Source organism: Azospirillum tabaci, from assembly GCF_014596085.1.
In the GTDB taxonomy this organism is placed as follows: domain Bacteria; phylum Pseudomonadota; class Alphaproteobacteria; order Azospirillales; family Azospirillaceae; genus Azospirillum; species Azospirillum tabaci.
This window is the reverse complement of record NZ_JACCJY010000001.1, coordinates 569,754-585,138: the sequence shown is the minus strand read 5'-3', so window position 1 is coordinate 585,138 and position 15,385 is coordinate 569,754. Positions and strand designations below refer to the sequence as shown.

The 15,385-nt window shown below is 68.6% G+C and carries 13 protein-coding genes; 9 read left to right on the top strand and 4 right to left on the bottom strand.

Annotated elements, in window-relative coordinates; all coding sequences use genetic code 11:
• The 7 genes from murC (at nt 1) to lpxC (ending at nt 8,803) form a co-directional block, all read left to right on the top strand.
• Nucleotides 1-1,416, top strand: coding sequence for a UDP-N-acetylmuramate--L-alanine ligase (gene murC / locus H0B54_RS02800; protein WP_188259133.1), 1,416 nt, complete (start codon nt 1-3; stop codon nt 1,414-1,416).
• 11 nt (nt 1,417-1,427) lie between these two features.
• A complete protein-coding gene (gene murB / locus H0B54_RS02795) occupies nt 1,428-2,354 on the top strand; it encodes a UDP-N-acetylmuramate dehydrogenase (protein WP_188259132.1) in 927 nt (308 codons plus the stop codon).
• The gene (locus tag H0B54_RS02790; protein ID WP_188259131.1) at nt 2,351-3,301 is read left to right on the top strand and encodes a D-alanine--D-alanine ligase; all 951 of its coding nucleotides are present in this window, start codon (nt 2,351-2,353) and stop codon (nt 3,299-3,301) included. The genes murB and H0B54_RS02790 overlap by 4 nt, the downstream gene beginning before the upstream one ends.
• A complete protein-coding gene (locus H0B54_RS02785) occupies nt 3,286-4,248 on the top strand; it encodes a cell division protein FtsQ/DivIB (protein WP_094301962.1) in 963 nt (320 codons plus the stop codon). Before H0B54_RS02790 ends, H0B54_RS02785 begins: the two co-directional genes overlap by 16 nt.
• Before the next feature lie 82 nt (nt 4,249-4,330).
• Nucleotides 4,331-5,593: a cell division protein FtsA gene (gene ftsA / locus H0B54_RS02780; RefSeq protein ID WP_188259130.1), complete on the top strand. Its 1,263-nt coding sequence runs from the start codon at nt 4,331-4,333 to the stop codon at nt 5,591-5,593.
• Between the two features lie 124 nt (nt 5,594-5,717).
• Nucleotides 5,718-7,499 (top strand): cell division protein FtsZ, encoded by a 1,782-nt coding sequence (ftsZ, locus tag H0B54_RS02775; RefSeq protein ID WP_188259129.1) that lies wholly within the window; start codon nt 5,718-5,720, stop codon nt 7,497-7,499.
• 359 nt (nt 7,500-7,858) lie between these two features.
• Nucleotides 7,859-8,803: a UDP-3-O-acyl-N-acetylglucosamine deacetylase gene (lpxC, locus tag H0B54_RS02770; protein ID WP_188259128.1), complete on the top strand. Its 945-nt coding sequence runs from the start codon at nt 7,859-7,861 to the stop codon at nt 8,801-8,803.
• Nucleotides 8,804-9,193: 390 nt separating this feature from the next.
• On the opposite strand, the gene H0B54_RS02765 is transcribed toward lpxC, so the two are convergent.
• Nucleotides 9,194-9,592, bottom strand: coding sequence for a bacteriohemerythrin (locus H0B54_RS02765; protein ID WP_188259127.1), 399 nt, complete (start codon nt 9,590-9,592; stop codon nt 9,194-9,196).
• Between the two features lie 110 nt (nt 9,593-9,702).
• Entirely contained in the window at nt 9,703-12,090 is a 2,388-nt protein-coding gene (gene ligA / locus H0B54_RS02760) for an NAD-dependent DNA ligase LigA (RefSeq protein ID WP_188259126.1), read from the bottom strand.
• Nucleotides 12,091-12,309: 219 nt separating this feature from the next.
• Here ligA and H0B54_RS02755 point away from each other — a divergent pair, with 219 nt between their 5' ends.
• Nucleotides 12,310-12,837, top strand: coding sequence for a hypothetical protein (locus H0B54_RS02755; RefSeq protein ID WP_188259125.1), 528 nt, complete (start codon nt 12,310-12,312; stop codon nt 12,835-12,837).
• Between the two features lie 311 nt (nt 12,838-13,148).
• On the opposite strand, the gene H0B54_RS30380 is transcribed toward H0B54_RS02755, so the two are convergent.
• A complete protein-coding gene (locus H0B54_RS30380; RefSeq protein WP_188259203.1) occupies nt 13,149-13,370 on the bottom strand; it encodes a hypothetical protein in 222 nt (73 codons plus the stop codon).
• Here H0B54_RS30380 and H0B54_RS02745 point away from each other — a divergent pair.
• Nucleotides 13,275-14,576: a protoglobin domain-containing protein gene (locus H0B54_RS02745; protein WP_188259124.1), complete on the top strand. Its 1,302-nt coding sequence runs from the start codon at nt 13,275-13,277 to the stop codon at nt 14,574-14,576. The two genes, H0B54_RS30380 and H0B54_RS02745, sit on opposite strands and share 96 nt — an antisense overlap.
• A 76-nt stretch (nt 14,577-14,652) precedes the next feature.
• On the opposite strand, the gene H0B54_RS02740 is transcribed toward H0B54_RS02745, so the two are convergent.
• Nucleotides 14,653-15,327 (bottom strand): hypothetical protein, encoded by a 675-nt coding sequence (locus H0B54_RS02740; protein ID WP_188259123.1) that lies wholly within the window; start codon nt 15,325-15,327, stop codon nt 14,653-14,655.
• Between the last annotated feature and the right edge of the window lie 58 nt (nt 15,328-15,385).

Sequence of the window (15,385 nt, the reverse complement as noted above, 5' to 3'; positions counted from 1 at the left end):
ATGCGCGCCCTCCCCCTCTCGATCGGCACCATCCATTTCGTCGGCATCGGCGGCATCGGCATGAGCGGCATCGCCGAAGTGCTGCGCAACCTCGGCTACACCGTCCAGGGCTCCGACCTGGCGGAGAGCGCCAACGTCAAGCGCCTGCGCGGGCTGGGCATCCAGATCAGCATCGGCCACCGCGCGGAAAACATCGCCGGGGCCGCGGTCGTCGTCGTCTCCTCCGCCGTCAAGCGCGACAACCCGGAGGTCGTCGCCGCCCGCGCCGCCCTGGTCCCGGTCGTCCGCCGCGCCGAGATGCTGGGCGAGCTGATGCGCCTGAAATGGGCCATCGCCATCGGCGGCACCCATGGCAAGACCACGACGACCTCGATGGTCGGCAACATGCTGGAGCACGCCAACCTCGACCCCACGGTCATCAACGGCGGCATCATCAACGCCTACGGCACCAACACGCGGCTGGGCTCGGGCGACTGGATGGTCGTCGAGGCGGACGAGAGCGACGGCACCTTCATCAAGCTGCCGGCCTGCATCGCCGTGGTCACCAACATGGACCCGGAGCATCTGGACTATTACGGCACCTTCGACCACATGCGGGCCGCCTTCGACAGCTTCGTCCAGAACATCCCCTTCTACGGCTTCGCCGCGCTGTGCATCGACCATCCGGAGGTGCAGGCGATGATCCCGCGCGTGTCGGACCGCCGCATCATCACCTACGGCTTCAGCCCGCAGGCCGACGTGCGCGCCGTGAACATGCGGCTGGGCACCGAGGGCGCCGAGTACGACGTGGTGATCGACGACCGCCACACCGGGGAGAGCCGGACCATCATCGGCGTCCGCCTGCCGATGTACGGGCCGCACAACGTCCAGAACTCGCTGGCCTGCTTCGCGGTGGGCAACGAGATGGGCCTGCCCGACGTGGTGATGCGCGACAGCATGGCGAAGTTCCAGGGCGTCAAGCGCCGCTTCACCAAGACCGGCGAATCGAACGGCATCACCGTCATCGACGACTACGGCCACCACCCGGTGGAGATCGCCGCCGTCCTGAAGGCCGCGCGCACCGCCGGCACCGGCCGCACCATCGCCGTCGTCCAGCCGCACCGCTACTCGCGCCTCGCCAACCTGTTCGAGGAGTTCTGCACCTGCTTCAACGACGCCGACGCGGTGATCGTGGCGGACGTCTACGCCGCCGGGGAGCAGCCGATCGAGAACGTCAACCGCGACAGCCTCGTCGAGGGGCTGCGCATGCACGGCCACCGTCAGGTGCTCGCCCTGCACGGCCCGGACGAGCTGCCGCAACTGGTCCGCGAGATCGCGCGGCCCGGCGACCTCGTGGTCTGCCTGGGCGCGGGCAACATCACCCAGTGGGCCAACGCCCTGCCGGGCGAGCTGGACAAGCTGTCGGGCAAGGCGTGACGGGTTCTCCGATGACAGCCACCACCGCCTCCCTCATCGACCGGATGCCCGCCTGCCGCGGACGGCTGACCGCCGACGCGCCGCTGGCCAACGTGACGTGGTTCCGCGTCGGCGGTCCGGCGGAGGTCATGTTCCGGCCGGAGGACGCCGACGATCTGGCGAGCTTCCTGGCCGAATTGCCGGACGACGTGCCGGTGACGGTGCTGGGCGTCGCCTCCAACCTGCTGATCCGCGACGGCGGCATTCCCGGCGTGGTGATCCGGCTGGGCCGCGGCTTCGCCGGCATCGCGGCGGACGGGCTGACGCTGGAGGCCGGCGCGGCCGCGCTCGACCTGAACGTCGCCGCTGTGGCGCGCGACGCCGGCGTCGCCGGGCTGGAGTTCCTGTCGGGCATCCCCGGCACCATCGGCGGCGCGCTGCGCATGAACGGCGGCGCCTATGGGCACGAGATCAAGGACGTGCTGGTCTCCGCCCAGGGGGTGACCCGCCGGGGCGGGCGCGTGTCCTACGACAACGCCGGCATGGGCTTCACCTACCGCCACGCCGGAGTGCCGGAGGACGTGATCTTCACCGGCGCCACCCTGCGCGGCACGGCCGGCGACCCGGCGGAGATCGCGCAACGCATGGCGGAGATCTCCGGCAAGCGCGCCGACACCCAGCCGGTCCGCTCGCGCACCGGCGGCTCGACCTTCAAGAACCCGCCCGGCCACAAGGCGTGGGAGCTGATCGACAAGGCCGGCTGCCGTGGGCTGACCATCGGCGGCGCGCAGGTGTCGGAGAAGCACTGCAACTTCCTCATCAACCAGGGCGCCGCCACCGCGGCGGAGCTGGAGGCGCTGGGCGAAGAGGTCCGGCGCCGCGTGTTCGAGACCTCCGGCGTCACGCTGGAATGGGAAATCAAGCGGGTCGGCGTGGCCCGCGAAGGAGCGTCCGCATGACCACCCTCCACAAGAAGCATGTCGCCGTCCTGATGGGCGGCTGGTCGGCGGAGCGCGAGGTGTCGCTGGTCAGCGGCGCCGGCGTTGCCAAGGCGCTGGAAGAGGAAGGCTACCGCGTCACCGCGGTGGACGTGCAGCGCGACCTGGAGGGGCTGCTGCGTGCGCTGACCGACCCGCGCCCCGACGCGGTGTTCAACGCCCTGCACGGGCGCGGCGGCGAGGACGGGACCATCCAGGGCGTGCTGGAGTTCCTCGGCATCCCCTACACCCATTCCGGTGTGCGCGCCGCCGCGGTCGCCATGGACAAGGCGATGACCAAGGCGCTGCTCGCCCCGGTCGGCGTGCGCTCGCCCAAGGGCCTCGTCCTCACCAAGGGCGAGCTGACCGGCGGCGTCCACCCGATGCCCGCCCCCTACATCGTCAAGCCGGTGGACGAAGGCTCGACCGTCGGGGTCACGCTGGTGCGCGAGGGGCAGAACAGCCCGGTCGGCGACGCCTGGACCTTCGGCGAGCGCGCTCTGGTGGAGGAGTTCATCCCGGGCCGCGAACTGACCGTCGGCGTCATGGGCGGGCTGGACGGCGAATGCCGCGCCCTGACCGTGACGGAAATCCGCTTCGAGGCGCAGGTCTATGACTACACGGCTAAATACAGCGCCGGTCATGCCGTTCATACTGTGCCCGCGCAGATTCCCGAGCATGTCGCGGAAGAAGCCAAGAGGCTGGCGGTCCTGGCCCACCGGACCCTGGGGTGCCGCGGCGTTTCGCGCAGCGACTTCCGCTGGGACGATCGTAAAAGTGGGACCGACGGACTCTTTTTCCTGGAAATCAACAACCAGCCGGGCATGACGCCGCTGTCGCTGGTTCCCGAACAGGCCGCTGCCGTGGGGCTCACCTACGGGGCTCTCGTCGCTTGGATGGTGGAGAACGCCGCATGTCAACTCGACTGAGCATCGATCCGCAGTTCCGCGCCGGCTTCGGGGGCTCTGCGAACCGGGGCCGCGACGACATGCCCGTGCCGCCGCGCGCCATGGCGAAGTCGGCCCAGAAAGGCAACCGCCGCCGCGCCTGGCCGCGCTGGACCCGCCCCGCGGTCAAGGCGGCCATCCTGCTGACGCCGGTCCTGGTCGTCGCCGGCATGGCCGTGTCGGCGTGGCAGCGCGGCACCTTCGCCGAGACCACCGCGGCGTTGCAGGAAAGCCTGATCCAGACCAGCGCGTCCGCCGGCTTCGCCATCGCCGACGTGCTGGTCGAGGGCCGGACCGAGACCGACCCGGCGTCCATCCTGCGCGTGCTCGGCGTGCAGCGCGGCGACCCGATCCTCGCCGTCACGCTGTCCGATGCCAAGGAGAAGCTGGAGAGCCTGCCCTGGGTCGCCTCGGCCTCCATCGAGCGCCACCTGCCCGGCATCCTGTTCGTCCGCCTGACGGAGCGGGAGCCGATGGCGATCTGGCAGCACGACCGCAAGTTTACCGTCATCGACCGCGAAGGCCGCCCGCTGGCCGACGCGACCGAGCTGGCGCGGCGCGGCAACCGCCGGATCGAGACGCTGCCGCAGGTCGTCGGCGCCAACGCGCCGATGCAGGTGCCGAAGCTGCTCGCGGCCCTCGACAATGTGCCGGCGCTGCGCGAAAAGGTGAGCGCCGCCTCCTGGGTCGGCGACCGCCGCTGGGATCTCAAGCTGAAGAACGGTGTCGTGGTGAAACTGCCGGAAGCCCGCATGCCGTCCGCGCTGCGCCAGTTGGCGGAGATGGACGCGACGGGACAGGTCCTGGACCGCGACATCGTGGCCATCGACCTGCGCCAGAACGACCGCGCCGTGCTGCAGACCTCCGCCACCGCCGTCCTGCCCTGGACGGAGGAGGAGAACAAGAAGAAGCCGGGCAAGAAGACGTGATCCTCCGCCACCCCTCTTCCTGAACCCCTCTTTCTGAAACGCGAACGACCGGACGCATCGAGGCCATAGGGTTGTGCTGAACATGGGCTTCAACGGGGCGAAAAAGCCAAAACGAGCCACCCGCGGCGGGACCATCGCCGCGCTGGACGTCGGCTCGACCAAGGTGTGCTGCCTCATCGCCCGCGTCGAGGATGCGGGGGCCGTGCGCATCCTGGGGATCGGCCACCAGATCGCCACGGGCGTGCGCGCCGGCGCGATCATCGACATGGAAGCGGCGGAGACCTCCATCGGCGCCGCCGTCCACGCGGCCGAGCAGATGGCCAACGAGACGATCCGCGACGTGATCGTCAACGTGTCCTCCCCGATCTCCCACGGCTTCAACGCCGAGGTCCCCGTCTCCGGCCAGGAGGTGACGGAGAGCGACGTCCGCCGCGCGCTGGCCCACGCCCGCAGCCTGCAGGTCGGACCGGACCAGGCGCTGGTCCACGCGATTCCCGTGGGCTTCGCGCTCGACGGCAGCCGCGGCATCCGCGACCCCAAGGGCATGTACGGCGAGCGGCTGGGCGTCCAGGCCCACGTCATCACCTCGCCCGCCGGGGCCGTGCGCAACCTGCAGACCTGCGTGGCCCGCTGCCACCTCGACATCGAGGGTCTGGTCGCCAGCCCCTACGCGTCCGGTCTCGCCTGTCTGGTCGACGACGAGATGGAGATGGGCTCCGCCTGCATCGACATGGGCGGCGGCACCACGACGATCTCGGTCTTCTCCGAAGGCACGCTGGTCTGGTCGGACTGCATCCGGCTGGGCGGCAACCACGTCACCAACGACATCGCGCGCGGGCTGACCACGCCGGTCGTCCATGCGGAGCGCATGAAGACGCTGCACGGCAGCGCCATCACCAGCCCCGCCGACGAGCGCGAGATGATCGACGTCCCCCAGGTCGGCGAGGAGGAGCGCCTCGGCGCCAACAACCTGCCGAAATCCTATCTGGTGCGCATCATCCAGCCGCGGCTGGAGGAGATCTTCGAGCATGTCCGCTCGCGGCTGGAGCATTCCGGCTACGCGAAGCTGGTCGGCCGGCGCGTCGTCCTGACGGGCGGCGCCAGCCAGTTGCCGGGCATGCGCGAGCTGGCGCAGCTGATCCTGGACAAACAGGTTCGCATCGGGCGACCGACGCGGATCACCGGTCTGAACGAGGCGCAAGGCGGTCCGTCCTATTCGACCGCCGCGGGCCTTCTTCTCCACGCCGTGCGCAATCCGGCGGAACTTCCCGTGGCGGGCCATGAGGCTGGCGCCGGCACGGGGTTCTTCGGGCGCGTCGGCCTGTGGCTGCGGGAGAACCTTTAAACCGAACCCAAAAAGGCTCCCGCCGCACCACGGCATTCCTGCCTAAAAACACCACCCGGATCCAACCGGGGCGAACCCGCGACGCAAAACATCGAACCAATGAAAAGGTTGTGGAGGCCATAGAATGATCAACGTGACCATCCCCAGCATCGAACCCGAACTGAAGCCCCGCATCACCGTCTTCGGTGTCGGCGGCGCCGGCGGCAACGCCGTGAACAACATGATCAAGTCCAACCTGGAAGGCGTGGACTTCGTCGTGGGCAACACCGACGCGCAGGCCCTCAAGGGCTCGCTCTGCGAGAAGCGCGTCCAGCTCGGCACCACCATGACCCGCGGCCTGGGCGCCGGCTCCAAGCCGGACGTCGGCCGGGCCTCCGCCGAGGAGCAGCTTGAGGAGATCATCGGTCACCTCGAAGGCGCCAACATGGTGTTCATCACCGCCGGCATGGGCGGCGGCACCGGCACGGGTGCGGCCCCGGTCATCGCCCGCGCGGCCCGCGAGCGCGGCCTGCTGACCGTCGGCGTGGTGACCAAGCCCTTCCATTTCGAGGGCGCGCACCGCATGCGGCTGGCCGAATCGGGCATCGCCGAGCTGCAGCAGTATGTCGACACGCTGATCATCATCCCGAACCAGAACCTGTTCCGCATCGCCAACGAGAAGACGACCTTCGCGGACGCCTTCAAGATGGCCGACGACGTTCTGCATTCCGGCGTGCGCGGCGTGACCGACCTGATGGTGATGCCCGGCCTCATCAACCTGGACTTCGCCGACATCCGCTCGGTGATGACCGAGATGGGCAAGGCGATGATGGGCACCGGCGAGGCCGGCGGCGAGCGCCGCGCCATCGAAGCCGCCGAGGCCGCCATCTCCAATCCGCTGCTCGACGACGTGTCGATGAAGGGTGCCCGCGGCGTCCTCATCAACATCACCGGCGGCTACGACATGACCCTGTTCGAGGTCGACGAGGCGGCGAACCGCGTCCGCGACGAGGTCGATCCGGACGCCAACATCATCTTCGGCTCGACCTTCGACAGCTCGCTGGACGGCGTGATGCGCGTGTCCGTGGTCGCCACCGGCATCGACGCCGCGGCCATGTCCAACCCGCGCACCCTGCACCCGGTCAACCTCTCGCTGGTCTCCGACCGCAACGGCGGCAATGGCGGCGCCAAGAAGCCCGCCGGCCCGGCCGGTCTGACCCAGGCCGCCCCGGCGCCGCTCGCCTCCTCCGGTCCGGTCGCCCCGGCGATCCCCGGCGCCGGTCTGGCCCCGCGCCCGATGGGCGGAGTCGCGCAGCCGCAGGTCCATCCGGCCGAGGTCCAGCAGCACATTCCGGTTCAGCAGCCGGCCCAGCATCCGGTCGACCCGATGGCCCAGCACGCCCCGCAGCATGCGCCCCACCCGCACATGCCGATGGGCCACGAGGCCATGCAGCCGGTGGAAACCGCTCCGGCCCGCAACGTCGCCGCCGGTCCGCTGCACAGCGAGCGCCGCGATGGCCACTTCATCGCACCGAAGGCCGCCGATCCCGGCCCTCGCCAGCCGATGCCCTCCGTGCCGATGTCGAGCCAGCTCGCCGCCGCCGCCCAGGCGGAACCGCCGGCCCGCAAGCCGAACTTCCTGTTCGGCCTGGTCACCGGTCTGGCCGGCCGCAAGGCCGAACCGGCGCCGCAGCCGGCCCCGCAGCCGCAGCATCAGCCCCAGCATCAGCCGCAGCATCACCATCAGCCCCAGCATCATCAGCCGCAGCACCAGCAGCCGGTGATGCCGCAGCCGCCGATGGCCGCCCCGCAGCAACCGATGGCCCAGGCCCCGCGCCCGCAGGCGATGGGCGTCGACGGCGCCACCCAGAAGATCGACGAGGAAGCGCTGGACATCCCCGCCTTCCTGCGCCGTCAGGCCAACTGACGCGTCACAGAGGCTGGCCCAATTGATCTGAGGGCAACAGCAACCCGCCGGTCGCCGCCGCCTCTTTCGAAGCGGCATCGGCGGGCATCCACAACCTGTTAGACTTCAGCCGCCTCCAGAGCTTCGCAAGAACGCTCCGGGGGCGGTCTTTTCGTGTCTGGGGGACGCCCGTTTCGCGTCCGGCGACGGTGCTCTACCGCCCTGCAACAAACGGTAACAAAGAGTGATTTGTCCTCCATAGGGGCCAGTGATACCTAGCATATGCAGTCATAAGCGATGACCGGCCCCGCTCCCGATGGAGATCGCCGACAAGTCGCGGACCGACCGCACAAGACCAAGATTGAAACGGGACAGACACCGTGGCTCAGAATCGCATCAAGACCGAAGGCATGCTGCAGCGTACCCTGGCGAAGCCGGTGCGTTGCTCGGGCGTCGGGCTGCATACGGGCGCGACGGTTACCCTGACGATTTCCCCGGCCGAGCCGAACTCCGGCATCGTCTTCCGGCGCAGCGATCTCAGCGGCCCCGCCGCCGTGATCCCGGCGCGCTGGGACCATGTCGTCGACACCAAGCTGTGCACGGTCATCGGCAACGCCCACGGCACCACCATCGGCACCATCGAGCATCTGATGTCGGCGCTGGCCGGCTGCGGCGTGGACAACGCCCTGGTCACGCTGGACAACATCGAGGTGCCGATCATGGACGGCAGCGCCGCTCCCTTCGTGGAGGCGATCGAGCGCGTCGGCACCGTGTCGCAGAACGCGCCGCGCCGCGCCATCCGCATCCTGAAGCCGGTCACCGTGACCGAGGGCAACAAGACCGCCACCTTCACGCCCGACCACACGACGAGCTTCAGCTTCGAGATCGACTTCGCCAGCAAGGCTATCGCCCAGCAGAGCCACGAGGTGGAACTGGACGCCGAGACCTTCCGCGACGAGATCAGCGCCGCCCGCACCTTCGGCTTCCTGCACGAGGTCGAGGGGCTGCGCAAGATGGGTCTCGCCCGCGGTGGTTCGCTGGACAACGCGGTGGTCATCTCCGGCGACGAGGTGATGAACGAAGGCGGCCTGCGCTTCGACGACGAGTTCGTTCGCCACAAGATCCTGGACGCGGTCGGCGACCTCTATCTGGCCGGCGCGATGTTCATCGGGCATTTCCACGGCGTCCGCTCCGGTCACGCCCTGAACAACCAGCTCCTGCGCGCGCTGTTCGCCGACACCAGCGCCTGGTGCTACGAAACCCCGCCGAGCACGGCGCTGCCGGGCGCCGTCTGGCACGCGGCTGAGCGGCTCGCGGTCGCCTGATACGCGCCTCACAGCGTCGCGTTACCCCTGCCCTCCCCTTCCGGGGAGGGCATTTTCGTTTTGCGCACTCCCCTCCCCTCTCGGATTCGCGCGAGGCGAGTCTCGCGCACTCCCCTCCCCTTCCGGGAGTGGAAGGATGTGATTGTTGCGCCGCTTTCCCAAAAGCGCAGAAATATTGAATTATATCAATATTGTATGTGGTGTTTTTGAGACTTCGCCTGAGGTAGCGCCATCGAAATCCCCTCTCTCGCCTTGGGAGAGGGTGCCCGCGCAGCGGGCGGGTAAGGGGCGCGCGAGGATCAAAGCGCTTATCCTTGGAAACACCCTCACCCTTCCCACGCCTACGGCGCGGGCCCCTTCCCTCTCCCCGGAGGGGAGAGGGTTACTCACTCACCGCTCCGCGGCGTAGGCGCCGAAGCGGGTGTCTTCCTTCAGAATGTGCTGACCCAGCCAGTCGGCGCAGAATTCAAACACCTCGTCACCCGTGATGGTGTCGCGCTGGGCGTGGAAGCGCTCGCGGTAGGATTCCACGTTCCGCGTCAGCGCATCGTGCAGGGCCTTGTGCGCGGTAAAGGTCGGGTAATTGGCCTGGGCCATGTGCGCTTCTTCACGTGCGAAGTGATCCTTGGTGTAATGGATCAGCTCGTCGAGGATCGCTTCGATGACGTCAGGAGAGGCGCGGTTTTCGTCAGCGCCCAGCTTGTTGACGATGTCCACGAGAACGCGATGATCATCATCGAGTCCTCCGATGCCGACGCCCACCCAGCGCGACCATTGAATGGAGCCCATAGCGACCCCCCGTCTCGTTCTTCTTATGGCGCTTTGACCCTTTATGGAACCGGCGGCGAGGGGCGCCAACGCGGCACTCAGCCGCGCCGCCCCTCCCCTACCGCCCCCCGTCAACCGGCGATCAGCTCCGCCCACTCCTCCTCGCTGAGGATGGTCACGCCCAGGTCGCGCGCCTTGGCGGCCTTGCTGCCTGCATCCGCCCCGCAGACGACGTAGTCGGTCTTGGCCGAGACCGAGCCGGCGACCTTGGCCCCCAGCGACTCCGCGCGGGTCTTGGCCTCGGTGCGGGTCATGGTTTCCAGCGTCCCGGTGAAGACCACCGTCTTGCCGGCGACGGGGGAGCCGCTGGCCGCCTTCGGGCGCTCGGCGTCGGCGACCCGCACGCCCGCGGCGCGCAGGTCGTGGATGATGGCGCGGTTGCGCTCCTCCTGGAAGAAACCGGCCAGCTCCTCGGCGGCGACCTCGCCGACGTCGGGGATGGCGACCAACTCGCCCCAGCCGGGACCGGGCTGCGCGCCGACCGCGGCGACCATCGCCACCTTCCAGTCCGCCAGGGTGCCGTAGCGTTCGGCCAGCGCCTGGGCGGCGCGGCTGTCCACCTTCTTGATGCCCAGCAGCTTGATGACGCTGTCCAGCCGCAGCGCCTCCTGACCGGCGTAGAAGTCCAGCTTCGGCAGGTTCTCCGGGTCGGCGAACCAGGCGAGCAGCGCATCGGCCTTCACCGGGCCGAGCCCGCTCAGCGCGTGCAGGTCGCGCCACGCCTCGCCCGGCATGTTGGCGACGGCGCGCTCCATCCCCTCCAGCCAGCCGTCGATCGAGCCGTACTGGCGGGCCAGCGACTTGGCCGTCACCTCGCCGATGTGGCGGATGCCCAGCGCGAAAATGAAGCGGTGCAGGTCGATGCGCTCGCGCCGCTGGTTGATCGCGGCGAACAGGTTCTCGACCGATTTCTCCTTCCAACCCGGACGGCCGAGGATGGCGATCTCCCCCGCCTCCACCCGGCGTTCCAGCGTGAAGATGTCCACAGGGGAGCGGATCAGCCCGTCCTCCCAAAACTCCTCGATGGTCTTCTCGCCGAGCCCTTCGATGTCGAAGGCGTTGCGCGACACGAAATGGCGCAGCCGCTCCTTGGCCTGGGCGGCGCAGATCAGCCCGCCGGTGCAGCGGCGCACCGCCTCGTCCGGCTCGCGCACGGCGAGGCTGCCGCAGACCGGGCAATGGTCGGGGAAGACGTAGGGCACAGCGTCGTCCGGGCGCTGCCCCTCGACCACCCCGACGATCTGCGGGATCACATCGCCGGCCCGCTGAACCGTCACCAGATCGCCGATGCGGATGTCCTTGCGGGCGATCTCGTCCTCGTTGTGCAGGGTGGCGCGGCTGACCACCACGCCGCCGACGGTGATGTCCTCCAGCTCCGCCACCGGAGTCAGGGCGCCGGTGCGGCCGACCTGGATGGTGATTCCCTTCAGCCGGGTCTGCGCCTGCTCCGCCGGAAACTTGTGGGCGATGGCCCAGCGCGGCGCCCGGCTGACGAAGCCCAGCCGCTGCTGCAGCTCCAGGCTGTTGACCTTGTAGACCACCCCGTCGATGTCGAAGGGCAGCGCCGAGCGCTCCTCCCCGATCTTGCGGTAATGGGTCAGCAGCGCCTCGGCGCCGTCGCACAGGTTGGCCGGGCGGTTCAGCGAGAAGCCCCAGCCGCGCAGCCGCTCGCGGATGCCCCATTGGGTGTCGGCGATCGGCTCCGACAGTTCGCCCAGCGCGTAGCCGAAAAAGCAGAGCGGGCGCGACGCGGTGATCTTCGAGTCCTTCTGGCGCAGCGACCCGGCGGCGGCGTTGCGCGGGTTGGCGAACAGGTCCTCCCCCCGCTCCGCGTAGGCGCGGTTCATCGCCAGGAAGTCGTCGCGGTTCATGTAGACCTCGCCGCGCACCTCCAGAACGGCGGGGTAAGGCGCCTCCAGGGTCTGCGGAACGTCCTTGATGGTGCGGACGTTGGCGGTCACGTCCTCGCCCTCCGTCCCGTCGCCGCGGGTGGCGGCCAGGACCAGCCGGCCGTTCTCGTAGCGCAACGAGCAGGACAGCCCGTCGATCTTCGGCTCGGCCACGAACTCCAGCGGGGCGTCGTCGGACAGGCCGAGGAAACGGCGGACGCGGGCGACGAACTCGTGCGCCTCCTCCGGCTCGAAAGCGTTGCCGAGCGACAGCATGGGCAGGGCGTGCCGCACCTTGCGGAAGCCCGCCGCCGGGGCGGCGCCGACGCGCAGCGAGGGCGAATCGGCCCGGCGCAGCTCCGGATAGCGCGCCTCGACCTCGTTGTTGCGCCGGACCAGAGCATCGTAGGCGGCGTCGGAGATCTCCGGCTTGTCCTGCTGGTGGTAGAGCCGGTCGTGGTGGGCGATCTCCTGGGCCAGCGCGGCCAGTTCCGCCTGCGCCTGCTCCACCGTCAGCTCCTCCACGGGGATGCTGCGGAGCGCGGCGGGGGTATCGAACAGGTCGTTCATGGCGGGTCTCTTCGGTGCCTTCTCATAAGGACGGCGCTGGATCGGCGGGCGCCGCCGGGGGCGCAGCATAGCGCCGCAGGGGCGTGCCGTGGAGTCCGGCCTGTGCCGGTCTGGCATTTGGTCCCGATCGCACCAACCTTGAAACCGCAGACCTTGAGAGGTGCGGGGGCGCGAGGGTTGCGTGTATGATGAGCCGGCGCCCGTGAACGGATGTGCTGTATGAACGAGCCGACCAGCCGTGCGACCGCCGGCAGCCTGACCATCGACGATCGATTCGTCATCGCCGCGGCGCTTGACCGCATCCTGTACGACGATCCCGCCCATTTCGCGACGGAAGACGCGCGCCTGCTGCGCCGCATGATCCCGCGCACCCGCTCCCCCTGGTTGCGGCTGGGCTTCCGCGCGGAAAGCCAGGGGCCGTCCATGTCGGGCCGGGCCGCCGGCGTGGGCGACGTGAAGATGGACGGCGACAAGAAGGTGGTCGAGGGCGGCGTGGGCGAGGCCCCGGTCTGGCGCTGCGGCCAGTACAAGATCTCCAACCACGGCGACGACTTGGAGATCTGGCAGGTGATGAGCGACGAGTTCGCGGAGGAGCCGAAGGGCGCCCGCCTGGAATACGGCCCCACCGGCGCGCCGGAGCGCCTGACCTTCTTCCAGCCCCGCGATCTGGAGTTGAGGATTCCCTTCACGGGCATCGCGGTCGGACTTCGTCTGGGCGGCTGGCAGCCTTGGAAGAGCGCCGCCTGAGACTGGCATAAGCCTGCGCCCGCTTGTCGCGTACGAGAGTAATAAAACGTTTCGGCAATGAATCCCCAGACGGCATGCCAGCGCCGTCGCGCGGCAGCTTTGCGTAATTTTCCAGAGACTTGTGCGGTCGCCTTATTTCCTATGACCTGCGCCAAGGGAAGGCCGTGGAAATTATATTATTATCCCGACTTGCACTTTTTATTCTCCAGAATTCGATAAGACCAATATTTTACGAAGCTGCAATAGGGTATGAAACCAATCGTTAAAATTGTCATGTCCATGATGCCCGCATGGTGATAACCGAGCGGCGATCAGCCGGGAGGAGCCCCGGTCCAGCCGTATTCCGACGCTTGCCAACGAAGAACAAAGAGACGAACACCATGGACAGTGGCAATCAAGGCGGCATTCAAGGCGGCGTTCAGGAACGCCTCTCCTTTTTGCGGATTGGAGGTGAGACGGCCACGCTTCTGAAGGAGGCCTGGAGCATTGCCGAGCCTCACCTGCCCGTCATTCTCAAAGACTTCTACGACCACCTACTCGCCATTCCGGAACTCCGGAAGATCTTGGATGGGAAATCCGTCGAGCGGTTGAAGGATGCCCAGGTCAACCACTGGCGTCATCTGTTTTCCGGGAGCTTCGACGACGTCTACCTGACGCGCGTGAAGGCGGTGGGCCAGGCGCATTACCGCATCGGCCTGCACCCGCGCTGGTATTTCGGGGCCTACCGGCTGGTCATGGGACGGGTGGGCGCGCTGATCGGCGAACGGCACCGCCGCGACGCGCCGCGCGCCATGAAGATCATGGGGGCGGTGGAGACCGCGATCTTCCTCGACCTCGACCTGTCCTTCGACGCCTACAGCACCGCCGTGATGACCATGACCAACCGGATGCTGGTCGAGCTGGCGGAGAATTTCCGGGGTACGGTGCAGGGCGCCATCGAGACCGTCGGCCATTCGGCGGCGGCGGTCAACGCGGCCACCGGCGCGGTGCGCGACATCGCCCAGGACACCGGCGTGCGAACGGAGCATCTGACCAGCGCGGTCTCCGGCACCGCCAGCAACGCCCGCGCCATCGCTGCGGCGGCTGAGGAACTGACCGCCACCAACCACAGCGTGGTGTCGCGGATGGAAGGCGCCTGCTCCATCGTCAACGACGCGCAGGCCGCCACCCAGCGCTCCACCGAGGCGGTCACCGCCCTGGCCGGGATCGCCGGGCGGATCGGCGGGACGCTGAAGCTGATCAACGCCATCGCCAACCAGACCAACCTGCTGGCGCTGAACGCCACCATCGAGGCGGCCCGAGCCGGCGAGGCCGGGCGCGGCTTCTCCGTGGTGGCGGCGGAGGTCAAGCAGCTCGCCAAGCAGACCGCCGGGGCGACCGAGGACATCACCCGCCTGCTTCAGGAAATCGACGGCGCGACGGGCCGGACCCGCGACGAGATCGCCGGGATCGGCACGGTGGTGGGAGCGCTGCGTACCCATTCGCAGGACGTGCTGTCCATCATGGGCCAGCAGAACGACGCGACCCGGGAGATCGCCCAGAACATCCAAGAAGCCAGCCAGTCCGCCGAACGCATGTCCGACGAGGCCGGGCACCTCGCCGACGGAGCCCGATCGGTCATGGCGTCGGTCGAGGACGCCTTCCACACCACCGCGCGGCTGACCGGGACGGCGGATGAGTTGCGCGCCGCGCTGGACAAGTTCCTGTCGCACATGATGTCCCTGCGCGTTGCGGCGTGACCGGGCCATTGGCACGGGATCGGAGGCGCGGCCTTGGGGACGGCCGGCACGCCGTTCCGCCCCCGACCACCGAGGATCAGGAATCGTTCAGGGCGTTTTCGTCCTCATCACCGATGAAATCGCCGCCCGCTCCCTGTCCGTTCCGTTCGGCTTGGCCTGCATCGGCGTCCTCGATGTCCTTTTCCCACTGGTCGTCGGGGGTCTCGATAATCTCCCGGGTTTTCGGAGCCAGCGCCGCGACCTCGATGCTGAAGACCTCGTCGGGGGCCAGCATGATGTCCTGCCCATTCGGAGCGTCACCCTCGGCTCCGGGATTTCGCCCGTCCTTGTTGATGCGGCGATAGACGGGCATCTCCGGCATGGTGTCCCAGATCCTGCCGCCGGGCGTGGTCACATACATGTGCTGCGGCAGAACCTGTCCCGGAAGAAAGCGGCCCCACAGGCGGATTCCACTGCCCTCCTGCGGTGTGAACCCGAACTCCCGGCACAGCAGGGTCAGGCTGCGCGGCGCGACCTGCGCCGGAGGCTGGCCGGCCCCCGGACTTGTCCAGATGTCGTTGTTGGTGACCACCGCCAGCCCATCGGCGACCTCGTCGTCGACCGGAACGTCCTCCACCCCGAAGAGCAGATCGCCCAGCCTGGCGTAACGTGTGTTGATCGCGGCGGCCGCATCGGGATCGCCGGACAGGGCGAAGACATGGCACGCCATGTCGTGGTGGCGGTCATTCCCGATGAATTTCTCCCTGGGCATCGCTCCTCCTCGTTCGGCGGGGGCGCCACCGGCGCCCGCGAAGGCAGGCACCGGGAGG

What these genes read in the sequence shown, in the direction of transcription:
- ftsZ (WP_188259129.1), top strand. Translation starts at nt 5,718, where the DNA reads ATGATCAACGTGACCATCCCCAGCATCGAACCCGAACTGAAGCCCCGC.
- murC (WP_188259133.1), top strand. Translation starts at nt 1, where the DNA reads ATGCGCGCCCTCCCCCTCTCGATCGGCACCATCCATTTCGTCGGCATC.
- H0B54_RS02765 (WP_188259127.1), bottom strand. Translation starts at nt 9,592, where the DNA reads ATGGGCTCCATTCAATGGTCGCGCTGGGTGGGCGTCGGCATCGGAGGA.
- ftsA (WP_188259130.1), top strand. Translation starts at nt 4,331, where the DNA reads ATGGGCTTCAACGGGGCGAAAAAGCCAAAACGAGCCACCCGCGGCGGG.
- H0B54_RS02740 (WP_188259123.1), bottom strand. Translation starts at nt 15,327, where the DNA reads ATGCCCAGGGAGAAATTCATCGGGAATGACCGCCACCACGACATGGCG.
- H0B54_RS02785 (WP_094301962.1), top strand. Translation starts at nt 3,286, where the DNA reads ATGTCAACTCGACTGAGCATCGATCCGCAGTTCCGCGCCGGCTTCGGG.
- H0B54_RS02755 (WP_188259125.1), top strand. Translation starts at nt 12,310, where the DNA reads ATGAACGAGCCGACCAGCCGTGCGACCGCCGGCAGCCTGACCATCGAC.
- murB (WP_188259132.1), top strand. Translation starts at nt 1,428, where the DNA reads ATGACAGCCACCACCGCCTCCCTCATCGACCGGATGCCCGCCTGCCGC.
- ligA (WP_188259126.1), bottom strand. Translation starts at nt 12,090, where the DNA reads ATGAACGACCTGTTCGATACCCCCGCCGCGCTCCGCAGCATCCCCGTG.
- H0B54_RS02790 (WP_188259131.1), top strand. Translation starts at nt 2,351, where the DNA reads ATGACCACCCTCCACAAGAAGCATGTCGCCGTCCTGATGGGCGGCTGG.